Origin of the sequence: Siphonobacter sp. BAB-5385 (assembly GCF_002261125.1) — a bacterium.
In the GTDB taxonomy this organism is placed as follows: Bacteria; Bacteroidota; Bacteroidia; order Cytophagales; family Spirosomataceae; genus Siphonobacter.
In genome coordinates this window covers 15,079-27,555 of sequence record NZ_NMPS01000007.1, presented here as the reverse complement: position 1 = coordinate 27,555, position 12,477 = coordinate 15,079, and the positions used below count along the sequence as shown (strand labels likewise).

Annotated in this window: 10 protein-coding genes and 1 pseudogene; 7 read left to right on the top strand and 4 right to left on the bottom strand. The window is 48.4% G+C overall.

What is annotated here, in order from left to right; genetic code table 11:
* Positions 1 to 156 precede the first annotated feature (156 nt).
* Positions 157 to 1,020 (bottom strand): transglutaminase-like domain-containing protein, encoded by an 864-nt coding sequence (locus BWI93_RS00510; RefSeq protein WP_094808227.1) that lies wholly within the window; start codon positions 1,018 to 1,020, stop codon positions 157 to 159.
* Between the two features lie 256 nt (positions 1,021 to 1,276).
* On the opposite strand from BWI93_RS00510, the gene galE reads away from it, so the two are divergent.
* The 6 genes and pseudogenes from galE (at position 1,277) to BWI93_RS00480 (ending at position 8,661) form a co-directional block, all read left to right on the top strand.
* Complete coding sequence (galE, locus tag BWI93_RS00505) at positions 1,277 to 2,287, top strand: UDP-glucose 4-epimerase GalE (protein WP_094808226.1); 1,011 nt, start codon at positions 1,277 to 1,279, stop codon at positions 2,285 to 2,287.
* Positions 2,288 to 2,321: 34 nt separating this feature from the next.
* Entirely contained in the window at positions 2,322 to 3,380 is a 1,059-nt protein-coding gene (rfbB, locus tag BWI93_RS00500; protein ID WP_094808225.1) for a dTDP-glucose 4,6-dehydratase, read from the top strand.
* Between the two features lie 158 nt (positions 3,381 to 3,538).
* Positions 3,539 to 4,397: pseudogene (gene rfbA, locus BWI93_RS00495) on the top strand (glucose-1-phosphate thymidylyltransferase RfbA).
* Positions 4,398 to 4,447: 50 nt separating this feature from the next.
* Positions 4,448 to 5,632 carry a helix-turn-helix domain-containing protein gene (locus BWI93_RS00490; protein ID WP_255157663.1) on the top strand — a complete coding sequence of 395 codons (1,185 nt, stop codon included), beginning with the start codon at positions 4,448 to 4,450 and terminating at the stop codon, positions 5,630 to 5,632.
* Between the two features lie 61 nt (positions 5,633 to 5,693).
* A complete protein-coding gene (locus BWI93_RS00485) occupies positions 5,694 to 6,860 on the top strand; it encodes an acyltransferase family protein (RefSeq protein ID WP_255157662.1) in 1,167 nt (388 codons plus the stop codon).
* Positions 6,861 to 7,497: 637 nt separating this feature from the next.
* Positions 7,498 to 8,661 (top strand): acyltransferase family protein, encoded by a 1,164-nt coding sequence (locus BWI93_RS00480; RefSeq protein ID WP_094808223.1) that lies wholly within the window; start codon positions 7,498 to 7,500, stop codon positions 8,659 to 8,661.
* 125 nt (positions 8,662 to 8,786) lie between these two features.
* Here the strand turns inward: BWI93_RS00480 and BWI93_RS00475 are convergent, their stop codons facing one another.
* Positions 8,787 to 9,062: a hypothetical protein gene (locus tag BWI93_RS00475; protein WP_094808222.1), complete on the bottom strand. Its 276-nt coding sequence runs from the start codon at positions 9,060 to 9,062 to the stop codon at positions 8,787 to 8,789.
* A gap of 203 nt (positions 9,063 to 9,265) precedes the next feature.
* Positions 9,266 to 9,676 (bottom strand): hypothetical protein, encoded by a 411-nt coding sequence (locus BWI93_RS00470; RefSeq protein ID WP_141217300.1) that lies wholly within the window; start codon positions 9,674 to 9,676, stop codon positions 9,266 to 9,268.
* A gap of 473 nt (positions 9,677 to 10,149) precedes the next feature.
* Between BWI93_RS00470 and BWI93_RS00465 the strand changes: the two genes are divergently transcribed.
* Complete coding sequence (locus BWI93_RS00465) at positions 10,150 to 10,593, top strand: peptidylprolyl isomerase (protein WP_094808220.1); 444 nt, start codon at positions 10,150 to 10,152, stop codon at positions 10,591 to 10,593.
* Positions 10,594 to 10,656: 63 nt separating this feature from the next.
* Here the strand turns inward: BWI93_RS00465 and BWI93_RS00460 are convergent, their stop codons facing one another.
* Positions 10,657 to 12,474: a S9 family peptidase gene (locus BWI93_RS00460; protein ID WP_094808219.1), complete on the bottom strand. Its 1,818-nt coding sequence runs from the start codon at positions 12,472 to 12,474 to the stop codon at positions 10,657 to 10,659.
* Between the last annotated feature and the right edge of the window lie 3 nt (positions 12,475 to 12,477).

Below are 12,477 nucleotides of genomic sequence, written 5' to 3'. Positions count from 1 at the left end.
ACGGGGCTAATCACATTGAACCCCTCCGGGGTTGGCGGGCCTGGACTAAAGAAGCGGTTTTAGGAAAAGCATACGTAGCTAATCATGTTAAAGGCCTTCGGGATTGGTCATCACCAATCCCGAAGGCCTTTATTTACAGATCATAGCCAAGGTACCTTAGTTATCAAACGAAGGCGAATCGGATTCCAAAAGCATTTTAAGGAGTGTATTGATTTCCTGAGCCCGATCATCGTCACCCGTCTTCTCAAAGGCTAGGGTTAGATTGCGTAGTACTCGCTTGACAATATCCGTGTTACTACAGGCCTCGTAAAAAATGGGATTGGGGGCCAGGTTCAGCTGGGCAATGTAGTTGTCGATGTCTTTCTTCTGAAACACCAACCCTTTATTGAATACGTTGATGTAAAACTGCGTATCGTCATTCACCTTGTAGGTGAGCACAAACAGGTTAGGGAGATTGACTCCGTACAAGGGCATGCCTAATCGACGACCTACCAGCATATACAGCACACACAAGCTGATGGGGTTTCCCTTGTGCGTTTCCAGGACCACATTCAGCATGGAATTAGCCGCCGAGTGAAAGTTTTTCGTATTCGCCCCAAATTTCAGCTTTTTGAAAAAAACGTAATTCAACGTATCAATCTGCGACGCGGGATGCATACCGTGCCGAAATTCCAGCCAGGCATCATAATAAATCTGGTCAATTTCCTGCTGAAGTTTTTCCAGGGAAAGATCGGGGTACTGATACGTCGCTACCAGCCAGAGCCCTTCCAGCAAATCGGTGCCACCACTGTTTTTCCAGGCTCGCAGGCGTTCGGTAAGCGTGCGAAACTGTAAGTCGTGAATGAGGTCCTCGATGCGTTTCTGGACGAGCGGATTGAAACCGGAATTTTCCCAGTGATCTTCCAGAAAGGGAATAATGGTATCCCCTAACGAGCGAATTTTTTGCTCAATCAGTGAGGAAACCTCCCGATCATCGTCTTCAAGCAGGGAGACTAAGGCTTTTAGTTCACGGCTATCCATACAGAAAAAGTTGATTTTAGCTTTAACCTACACTAATTTTAGAAAACTACCAAATAGGTAAACCATGAATTGAAGGGAAGCATTCCGCCTAAAGTAAAGAGAATGGTGCGAAAGAATAAAAAAATAGAAGGATGCCGGGAACTATTCATAAAAAAGACAACAGACCGTATAAAAATGATCCCCGGAACCAGTACCTTCGGCCCGCGTATTTTTTCTATTTTTGGGGCTTAATTGAAAGATTTCTAACCCTTACTTCATGAATATCCTAGTCACCGGCGGAGCCGGATTCATCGGTTCCCATACTGTTGTAGAACTTATCGGGGCCGGATTCGAACCTATTATTCTCGATGATTTTTCTAACTCACAGGAACAAGTACTGAATCGGCTCGAATCGATTCTGGGAAGAAAAGTGAAGTACTACAACGCTAATTGTAACGATGCGGCGTTGCTGACTAAGATTTTTAAGGAAGATAAGATTGAGGGAGTTATTCACTTTGCGGCTAGTAAGGCCGTTGGTGAATCCGTTGAAAAACCCCTGTTATACTATCGAAACAACATCTCGGCTCTGGTTACCTTGCTGGAAGCAATGATTGCCAATGGGGTGTCGAACTTTGTATTTTCCTCCTCCTGTACGGTATATGGTCAGCCCGAGGTAATTCCGGTAACGGAAGAAACGCCCGTATTACCCGCCGCTTCTCCGTACGGAAATACCAAGCAGGTGGGCGAAGAAATCATTCGCGATACGGTAGCTGCGAAACCGGGTCTGAAAGCCCTGGCTTTGCGGTACTTCAACCCCGTAGGTGCTCATGAATCGGCCCTGATTGGCGAATTGCCCATCGGCGTACCGGCCAACCTGGTGCCTTACGTAACGCAGACCGCTGCGGGCATTCGTCAAAAACTGATGGTATTTGGTAAGGATTACGATACGCCTGACGGGACCTGTATTCGTGACTTCATTCACGTAGTGGACCTGGCCAAAGCTCACGTGAAGGCCCTGGAATTGCTGGTGAACCAAGCAGAAACAAATTATTACGACTTTTTTAACATCGGTACGGGCACGGGTACGAGCGTTCAGGAGTTGATCGATACGTTTGAACGCGTAACCAGCGTGAAGCTCAATTACGAATTTGCTCCCCGCCGGGCCGGAGATATCATGGAGATTTACGCCGACGTGAGTAAATCGACCGAAAAACTGGGCTGGAAAGCCGAAAAAACACTGGATGAAGCGTTAGCAGACGCGTGGCGTTGGCAATTAACTTTAAAGTAATCGAATTCAATCTTCATCCTACATTGAAATCCCTATGAAGAAACTATTAATTACGGGCGGAGCGGGCTTCATCGGCTCACACGTGGTACGTCGGTTTGTAACCGAGTACAAGGACGTTTATCAGGTGTTTAACCTGGATGCGTTGACCTACGCCGGTAACCTGGCCAACCTCAAAGACCTGGAGTCGGCTGCCAATTATACCTTTGTCAAAGGTGACATTCGCGATGCTGAGTTTTTGGATCAGCTGTTCGCCGAACACGACTTTCACGGCGTCATTCACTTGGCGGCCGAAAGCCACGTAGACCGCTCGATCACCGATCCCATGGCTTTCGTATTGACGAATGTCATCGGTACGGTCAACCTGTTGAACGCGGCTAAGAAAGCCTGGAAAGACGACTATTCACGACACCTGTTCTACCACGTCTCCACTGACGAAGTGTACGGTGAATTGCATAATCCCGAAGAGTTCTTCCTGGAAACCACACCCTACGATCCACGTTCGCCGTATTCGGCTTCCAAGGCTTCCTCGGATCACTTCGTTCGGGCTTACGGTAACACCTACGGTATTCCCTTCGTACTTACCAACTGCTCCAATAACTACGGTCCTAATCACTTCCCCGAGAAGCTGATTCCCCTGATGATTCACAACATCCTGCATAACAAACCGTTACCCGTATACGGCAAAGGGGAAAACGTACGGGATTGGCTGTTTGTTAAAGATCACGCCCGGGCCATTGATGTGGTTTTCCACCAGGGCAAGCCCGGTGAAACCTACAACATCGGCGGCTTTAACGAGTGGAAAAACATTGATCTGGTGCACCTGCTGTGCGAGATCATGGATGACCAGCTGGGTCGCCCGGCGGGTACTTCCAGGGAACTCATTACCTACGTGACGGACCGGGCGGGCCATGACCTTCGTTATGCCATCGACGCCCATAAAATCATGCATGAACTGGGCTGGCAACCTTCGGTTACCTTCGAAGAAGGCCTGGCTCAGACGGTGGCGTGGTATCTCTCGAACACGGAGTGGCTGGAAGAAGTCACCTCAGGGAGCTACCAGAAGTACTACGACAGCATGTACGCTCAGCGATAACACGGAATCAATGATCGAATGCGTGAATAATCGCATGCGTGAATAATAAGTAAACACTACGGTGGTTTTCCTGTATTCACGCATGCGATCATTGATTCATTCGCCCATTACTGAATTCCCTCTTTCTATCATTCATTCACTCATTCCCTCATTCGAAGATGAAAGGAATTATTTTGGCAGGCGGCTCGGGAACGCGGTTGCATCCCCTGACGCTGGCTGTCTCCAAACAGCTGATGCCGGTTTACGACAAGCCGATGATCTATTATCCGCTGTCGATTCTGATGCTGGCGGGCATTCGCGAAATCCTGATTATTTCCACGCCACACGATTTACCGCACTTTGAGAAGTTGCTGGGCGATGGGAGCCGATTGGGCTGTCAGTTTAGCTACGCCGTGCAGCCGAGTCCGGATGGACTGGCTCAGGCTTCATCATCGGTGAAGAGTTTATTGGCAATGATAAAGTAGCCTGATTCTGGGAGATAACATTTTCTACGGTTCGGGCCTTTCCAAGCTTCTGCAAGCCAACAACGATCCCGAGGGTGGGGTGGTGTATGCCTATCAGGTGCACGATCCCGAGCGATACGGGGTGGTTGAATTCGACGACGATTTCAACGTACTGAGCATCGAAGAAAAGCCGGAGGTGCCAAAGTCCAACTACGCCGTGCCAGGGCTGTACTTCTACGATAATGAAGTTGTGGCCATTGCCAAGGCCATTGAACCCAGTCCACGGGGCGAGCTGGAGATTACCGACATTAACCGGGTGTACCTGGAAAAAGGCCAGTTGAAAGTAGGCGTGCTGGACCGGGGTACGGCCTGGCTGGATACGGGCACCTTCCAGTCGCTGATGCAGGCGGGGCAATTTGTTGAAGTGATTGAAGAGCGGCAGGGCCTGAAAATCGGATGTATTGAAGAGGTGGCCTACCGCATGGGCTTCATCGACAAGCAGCAACTGGAGGCCGTGGCTAAACCGCTCGTCAAGAGTGGCTACGGGAAGTACCTCCTTAACTTGATTAAGTAATTCAGCTTTTCGTATTTTAGTAGCCCGCCTCATTTAGGCGGGCTTTTTCTATGCCCCAGCTTAGTCCCCGTATCGATTGGTTTGCAATCCTGATTTTGCTTGGCATCATTCAGGGGTGTTTCCTGACGTATTTCTTTCTTACGCACAGTAAAGGAAAACAGTTCCCCAACCGTTTTTTAGGCTTTTCTCTGGTTTGCATGACGCTGCTCATGAGCGACGTGTGGCTGGGCTATACCAATTACATGGTGCAGGTGTTATGGCTGGTGGATTCAACCGAACCGGCTAATCTGGCCTTATTTCCCTGCTTGTACCTATACTTTAGAGTCAGTCTACGGAAAAGCTGGAACGCTCGGAATATCTGGCATTTTCTGCCGGCAGTCCTGTATTTGCTGTACATGACCGTTCTGTACTACCCGCAACCACTAAGCCTGAAGTACGAAGCTTTTCTAGGAGCGTTCCATCCTGAAATTCCATCGCCACCTTTTGAGTCGTATGGCGAACGCTGGATGTTCTGGCCTAAATGGCACATCAATGAATTTACGGGAATCAGTATGCTGATTTACCTGGCACTTACCTGGAGAGAAGTATTGCTGGCCTTTCAACGCATCCAGGCCCGTTTCTGGGGAAGCCAGCCGACGGATTTGATCTGGTTCCGGAATTTGCAGATTCACCTGACCTTTATCACGATTGTATACCTGATTACGCGTGCGACCTTTGAGAGCGACCTGGGCGATCACCTGGTGGTGGCTCACCTGGCGTTTATCATCTACGTGACGAGCTTCAGTATCATTCGCCAGTCTGGTTTTTTCCGGGTGGAACCCGCCACGCCAACCGGGCAGGTTCGGAAGTACGAGAAATCTTCTCTAACGCCCGAACTGGAAAATCGTACGCTGGAAAGACTACAGCACGTCTTACGCGAAGAGAAACCCCAGTTAGCATCGACCTGCTCCTTACCCGGACTGGCTCAGCGGCTAGGCGTATCGACGCATCATCTTTCCCAGGTACTCAACGACACGCTGGAGCTTAGCTTTTTTGAACTGCTGGCCAAATACCGGATCGAAGAAGCCCGGCAATTACTGGCTGCTCCGGAAAATGCTCACCTGAAAATCGAGGAAATCGCCGAACGGGTAGGATACAACTCAAAGTCAGCCTTCAACGCCGCTTTTAAACGCGAAACCGGGCAAACTCCTTCCGTGTTTCGGAGTGCGTCCTTATCGGCGGGCACGTCGTCCTGATGCGTACGGTCGTCGAACCGTGCTGAAAACGAGCACTTTTGGGCATTCAAATCAAATGCTCATGAAATCCACACGTCGTTACGATCTCGACTGGCTCCGCGTACTGGCCTTCGGTCTGCTTATCTTTTTTCATGCGGGAATGTTCTTCAATTACTGGGGTTGGCACGTGAAAAATAACGTCCAGACGCACCTCATTGAGTATCCCATGCGATTTACAAGTTCCTGGCGGATGGCCTTATTATTCATGATCTCCGGTATGGGTGTGTACTGGGCTCTGGGAAGGCGGTCCGTCGGGGAGTTCCTGGGCGAACGAACCAAACGTATCTTTCTGCCGCTGGTCTTTGGTATGTTCGTCATCGTACCTCCGCAGATTTTCTATGAGCGACTTCAGCAGGGAGCCAGCTTTTCATATTGGGAATTTTATAAAACCGTTTTCAATTTTAAGCCCTATCCGGAAGGGGGTAGCCTGAGCTGGCATCACCTCTGGTATCTGATCTATCTGTTCGCGTACTCGATCATTGGGCTGCCCATTCTGCTATACCTGCGTAAACCTGCGGGACAACGGGTAACGGCTAGGCTGGCTTCGTTTTTCAGTAATCCGGTCTGGTTGTTGGTACTGCCTGCCGTCTGGCACTGGCTGGCGGATTTTTTACTGGAAGCACGTTTTCCCACGACGAATGCACTGGTGGACGACTGGCGGCAACACTGGCATTATTTCACGCTTTTTCTGACAGGTTATGTGTTTTGTACGCAGCAGCAATTCTGGGATACGCTGGCTCGGTACCGTTTCCTAACGCTGGGGTTAATGCTGGGGTGTACGGCTACATTATACGCCTTTTTCTGGATTGATCAGCCTGAGTTGGAAGGCTGGAATTACGAAGCTTATGCCCTTTTCAGAACCTTTAATGCCTGGACGTGCCTGTTGACCATTTTTGGCAATGGCTATCGCTACCTCAACTTCAACAATCGCTTTCTGACCTACGCCAATGAAGCGGTTTATCCCTTCTACATTTTGCATCAGACCATCACGATTGCCGCTGGTTATTACCTGGCTCCACTGCCTATAGACTGGCCCGTTAAGTTTATACTGCTGGCCGCGATTACATTCTTCGGTTGCTGGATTTTATACCACTTCGTTATTCGACATTTTAGCTTTACCCGACTGGTGTTTGGGCTAAAACCGAAAGATGCCCGTGTACCATCGCCGCGTGCGAGTCTCATTCCATAAATGGAGCGATCTCTGCGAGTAGATTCGTTCAGAAGGGAGTTGAAAACCAGTAGGAAACAGCAACCTTTAGCCTAAAGAAATTGCTTTCCGGATCCGTACAGGCGAGGCGTTGGAATCAAGCGAAAATTCTTCTCGAAGAGACGAAAAGTTTGTAGTGTTTTATTCGAATAACTCATTGAAAACCAGAATTGAAGAATAGGTTTCGTTTTCAGAAGCTTCGTTGAATCAGCTGTTCCTGGAGAATAGTTACTGCAAGTGGCTCCTCAACGTCATGAAGTGACACAGCTTTTCGTATTTTAGCAGCCCGCCCCGCCAGGCGGGCTCTTGTATGCCCCACCTTAACTCGTGTAAGAATTGCTCCATGCTTCCGCTCGGTAGCATGCATGGCTATTGGCCAGGATATAGCTTTGGGTCACTTCTGACCAAACAGCAATCCCCCAGGATCAGCCCGGAATCCATTCCTTTGCATCTATTCGCCAATAGATTGCAGCAACTACAACCCTATTCCTGTCCAGTCAGGCCTAATTCTTAGTGTCATTCTAGCCAAACCTCCGTTGCTTACCGGCTACACAGGGGCCTTTCTGGTCAGTCTGTAGCTAAAAGTTGATTACCCCCACCGTCTTTAAACGTATACTTTATGAAAATCCTCCGCCGTTACGATTTGGATTGGCTTCGCGTACTCGCCTTTGGCTTACTGATTCTTTTTCACACGGGAATGTTCTTTAACTATTGGGATTGGCACGTCAAAAACAATGTTCAAAACTACCTGATCGAGTATCCCATGCAGTTTGTCGGTGCCTGGCGAATGGCCTTACTATTTATGATTGCAGGCATGGGCGTATGGTTGTCGCTGGGCCAGCGTTCGGTTCTGGAATTCCTGAGTGAACGAACGCGACGCATTCTGCTGCCGCTGATTTTTGGGATGTTTGTCATTGTACCCCCGCAGATCTACGTCGAACGGCTCACCGATGGAGCTACGTTCTCCTACCTCGAATTTTACAGAACCGTGTTTCACTTTCAGAGCTATCCGAAGGGAAACTTTGGTTGGCATCATCTATGGTTTCTGGCGTATTTATTCAGCTATAATCTGGTGAGTATCCCACTACTGGGGGCCGTACGTAAGCCTGTAAACGAGCGATTCACGGCAGCATGGGCCAGGTTTTGTGCCCATCCTGGCTGGTTGATACTGGTACCAACCGTTTGGTATGCATTAGCCGATTTTTTATGGCAGGAAGAATTTCTGAACCTCAATGCTTTATGCAGTTACGGGCAGCGGCATTGGTATTACTTGAGTTTCTTCCTGATGGGCTATTTCGTCTGTGCCCAGCGAAAGTTCTGGGACACGGTCGTACACTACCGTTTCCTGACACTGGCCCTGATGGTCGTCTCCACGACGCTACTTTATACGTTTTTCTGGATTGATCGGCCTGAACTGACGGGCTGGGTTTTGGCAGTATATACATTGCTGCGAACCTTCCATACCTGGGTTTGCTTATTGACTTTATTCGGAAATGCCCATTACTATCTAAACTTCAATAGCCGCTTCCTTTCCTATGCCAACGAGGCTGTATGTCCTTTTTACATTCTTCACCAGCTCATTATCGTGGTGGTAGGCTATTGGCTGGCTCCCCTTCAAATGAACTGGCCGATGAAGTTTATCCTGCTGGTAGTCAGTACTTTTCTGACTTGCTGGGTTTTATATCACTTCCTGATTCGGCACTTGGCCTGGACTCGACTGTTGTTCGGATTAAAACCAAAAGCTGTCCGTGTGGCTTCACCGCTGGAGAGTCTTACGCCGTAATGGGGTCTGAATGCTGGAAGCCTGTCTTTTTGAAAAGAAAATTGAGGCCTGGACTAGGGCAACGATCATAAACAAAAAGGAGAGCCTGTGAAAGCTCTCCTTTTTGTTTATTCTAAATTACCCGATTATACAGCATCCTCTGCGGGTACCAGATTGTTGTCTTTTCTGAACTGATCCGTTCGATCTGAAAACTCGGTATGAACGGCCGTTACAGAGTCCAATGTTTCGGACATTTTCGTAAACAAATCCGACACGCCGTTTTCCAGCGTTTTATCGTTCAACTCTATATTTTCAACTTCAATTTGACCGATCTTTTTGAGTACAGCCGTTTGGCTATTGCGAAGGTCGTCTAACTCACGAACGATCTTCTCCATTAATTCAAACTTTGCCAGTTTGTCCATAAGGCATTTTCGTTAGTATGAGCTATAGTAGGTTAAACCATCGTGCCAGAGAATAGAGAAGTTAGTAAGTCATTGATAAACAAATAGTTATCTGGATTGTGTAGTTGAGAAAAGATAGACCTGTAGAGAAGTAACCTCAAGGCGTACGAAGAATTGCTATAAATCCCACAGAAAAAAGGCCGGGGTTTATCCCCGGCCTCTGATTATTCATTTCCAACGTTGATATCGTTGGTATCTTTCTTACTTCGACTAAGCTGATCGTTCGAATTAACAATCGAGGGGCGTCCCATTTTGTAATTCCTTGGTGACTGACTGGGATCCGTAGTAGCATATCCCGTAACCGGCGGAGCCGGAATATTCAGTTTACCGTTGGTATTGTAAGGACGCTGAACTTTATAGTTTGCCGTCGATTGTAATCCGATGTTCTCACGTACTGAACCATCCCGTTGGATGCTCACCCCTGACTCGGCATTCTGTATTTGCTTGGCTACGGCTGCTTTATTGGCGTGCTTGTAGTTATGCGTGGAATATCCGTGGTCTAAGCGGGGTTTGGTCTGGGCAAAAGCTATGCTGACCAGTCCGGCCAGAATAGCGGTCATTATATAGCGTTTCATGACTTGTTGCAGTTAAAACTAATTCAATGATACTGAAAAAAAGATGTACCATTTTCGAGGATGGCCTCTAAACAAAGATAGTAAATTAATTAGATTTTTCACAGTAATTTCCAGAAAATATAGGATTATACCATGAAAAAGAAACGTTTGTTTTTGTACACATTACAAGGATTTACTTTGGATTTTGTTCGTTCGAACTTCAATTTTGAACTGATTTTACGCGAAAAATGAAATTTTTGTAAAAACCAAGTTTCACAAATCCTTTTACAAAGAGATTTAAAAAATTTAATTCTGATTTAAGTTTTAGTGAATTCTAATACAATTCTAACCACTTTCTAATCTGTAATGAGCTGATACTGAGGAAATATGTCCCGGAAGGCGGGCTGAAAATTCTACGATTTGCAGCAAGGTTTGCGAAGTTTTGGAAAACTTAATTGCCTAACTTCGCAGCCTCAACTAATCAGTACGAAGCAATGGTAAAAGCCGAGATGCTTACCGATAAGGGTACAATGGTGATTGAACTCTTCGAAAAAGAGACGCCCATTACGGTAAAAAACTTTATTGATTTATCAGAAAAAGGATTCTACAACGGTGTAAAATTCCACCGCGTAATCCCTAATTTCATGGTTCAGGGTGGCGATCCTACCGGTACCGGTGCGGGTGGTCCGGGTTATACGATTCCCTGCGAAACGAAAGCCGAACGTCAGCGTCACGATCGTGGCGTTTTGTCGATGGCTCACCGGGGCCCCAATACGGGTGGTAGCCAGTTCTTCATCTGCCACAACCGTTCAAATACGGCTCACCTCGATGGCGTACACACGGCTTTTGGTCAGGTGATTGAAGGATTGGACATCGTGGATGACATCCGTCAGGGAGATACGATTCAGTCCGTAAAAATCGTTCGTGACGACGCGTAAGGCGTAGCACACTACCTAAAAGCAAAAGACCGAATGGTGTGAAGCCATTCGGTCTTTTCTTTTTTAACGCATCGCCTTTCCGGAAGGCAGAGCCGCTGCGGGTTCCAGTCGCTGATTGACCCCTTTTTCAATCATGGGTAACCCTTCGGTCATCCATTGCGGAGCTGGAGCATCCTTCAGGTAGTGATCCAGGTATTGCCACATGCGGATGGTCCAGTCTTTCTGGTTTTTACGCACGCGAAGGCCGTGCTTCTCGGTGTTGTAGTTGAGCATCCAGGCGGGTTTACCCAGACGTTTCAGGCCCACGTACAGCTCAATGCCCTGGTACCAGGGTACTGCGTCGTCTTCATCGTTGTGCAGGATCAGAGCCGGCGTTTGTACGTTGGGTAAATAGAACAGCGGCGAGTTATCGAAGTACTGCTGCGGTTTTTCCCAAAGCGTACCGCCGATACGGCTTTGTGTATGCTCGTACTGAGCCTGACGACTTAAGCCCGTTCCCCAGCGAATACCTCCGTAAGCACTCGTCATGTTGGCGACGGGAGCACCCGGTACGGCCGTCTTGAACAGATTCGTTTTCGTAATCAGATACGCCGTCTGGTAGCCGCCCCAGCTATGGCCTACAATGCCCAGCCGCGTACGATCCACCCAGGGATTTTCCAGTAACTTCAGTACCCCCGGAATGATACAGCTGTAAGCACTTGGACCGGGATAACCATCCTGATACACGATGTCTGGTACGAATACGATATACCCGTTGGAAACCGAGTACGCGTAGTTGTTACGGGCACTCGCGGTCGGAGCGGGCGTTACGAAGTTGTGGATGTTATCCGATTCCTTTTCGTAGAAATACGTAATCATGGGGTACTTCTTCGTCGAATCGAAATCATCGGGTTTGTAGAGCAATCCCTGTAGCGTTACACCATCGCCTGATACCCAGCTCACCATTTCCACCGTACCCCAGCGATACGATTTCGTCTGCTCGCCCAGGTTGGAGATCTTCCGAATATTTTTGAAGGACAGATCCGTTGCCATCAGATCCGGATACTCGCGGAACGTGGTTTTCGTGAAAAGCAGATCATTTGTATTCTTGGCCTTCGTTACCATCGGACTGGCCGCGAAATCGCCTTGATGCAGTACCGTCAGCGTTGAACCCGACCATTGAGCATAACCACTCGCTTTCGTCGTGTGATCGAAAAGGTGAACCAATTGCGGTTTGGAAGGATCAACCAGACCGCGATCTTCGGGATCAAGGTTAATGAAACGGTAGGTTTTCTTTACTTCCCGACCCTTGGTCAGTCGCGTCAGACTAGCGGGATTCGCCGGATCTACCGTCCAGACGTCGTATTTGTCGTAGATATACAGCAGGGCATCGCCTTTCGTCCAGCCCGTCGAGCCGTATCCCCGGGGGAAATCCGGATGATCGTCGTCTTCGTCCGCGAACTTCCGGTCTTTGGTCAACTGAACGGTCTTGCCCGTGGCAATTCCGTGAGCAAACCAGGCCGTATCCGACAGCGAGAACCAGTACGCATATTTACCCTCGGGTGACATGCGGATGTTACCCCGAATGTTTTCACCGATCAGTTTCTTTGAACCATCTTTCGTGGAAACTACGTACGCATCGTTACGACTATTCCAGTCCCAGTGTTCGTGCGAGTATTTCAAATCCGAAAGGGCCACTACATAATCAGCATTGCCATCAGCGACGGGCAGAATTTCGTCCATTTCCGTCGTAGCCAGTTGCCGTAAGGCGTTCGTAGCCGGATCGTATACCGCCGTGTACGAACGTTTCTTATCGCGTTCGGCGGTTACTTTCTGCTGCGGTTGCAGGGTACGGTCTTTCGGTCCCCATACTTCTACGTTTACCACTTCTTCGGGTAACATCGT

What these genes read in the sequence shown, in the direction of transcription:
- BWI93_RS00510 (WP_094808227.1), bottom strand. Translation starts at nt 1,020, where the DNA reads ATGGATAGCCGTGAACTAAAAGCCTTAGTCTCCCTGCTTGAAGACGAT.
- galE (WP_094808226.1), top strand. Translation starts at nt 1,277, where the DNA reads ATGAATATCCTAGTCACCGGCGGAGCCGGATTCATCGGTTCCCATACT.
- rfbB (WP_094808225.1), top strand. Translation starts at nt 2,322, where the DNA reads ATGAAGAAACTATTAATTACGGGCGGAGCGGGCTTCATCGGCTCACAC.
- BWI93_RS00490 (WP_255157663.1), top strand. Translation starts at nt 4,448, where the DNA reads ATGCCCCAGCTTAGTCCCCGTATCGATTGGTTTGCAATCCTGATTTTG.
- BWI93_RS00485 (WP_255157662.1), top strand. Translation starts at nt 5,694, where the DNA reads ATGAAATCCACACGTCGTTACGATCTCGACTGGCTCCGCGTACTGGCC.
- BWI93_RS00480 (WP_094808223.1), top strand. Translation starts at nt 7,498, where the DNA reads ATGAAAATCCTCCGCCGTTACGATTTGGATTGGCTTCGCGTACTCGCC.
- BWI93_RS00475 (WP_094808222.1), bottom strand. Translation starts at nt 9,062, where the DNA reads ATGGACAAACTGGCAAAGTTTGAATTAATGGAGAAGATCGTTCGTGAG.
- BWI93_RS00470 (WP_141217300.1), bottom strand. Translation starts at nt 9,676, where the DNA reads ATGAAACGCTATATAATGACCGCTATTCTGGCCGGACTGGTCAGCATA.
- BWI93_RS00465 (WP_094808220.1), top strand. Translation starts at nt 10,150, where the DNA reads ATGGTAAAAGCCGAGATGCTTACCGATAAGGGTACAATGGTGATTGAA.
- BWI93_RS00460 (WP_094808219.1), bottom strand. Translation starts at nt 12,474, where the DNA reads ATGTTACCCGAAGAAGTGGTAAACGTAGAAGTATGGGGACCGAAAGAC.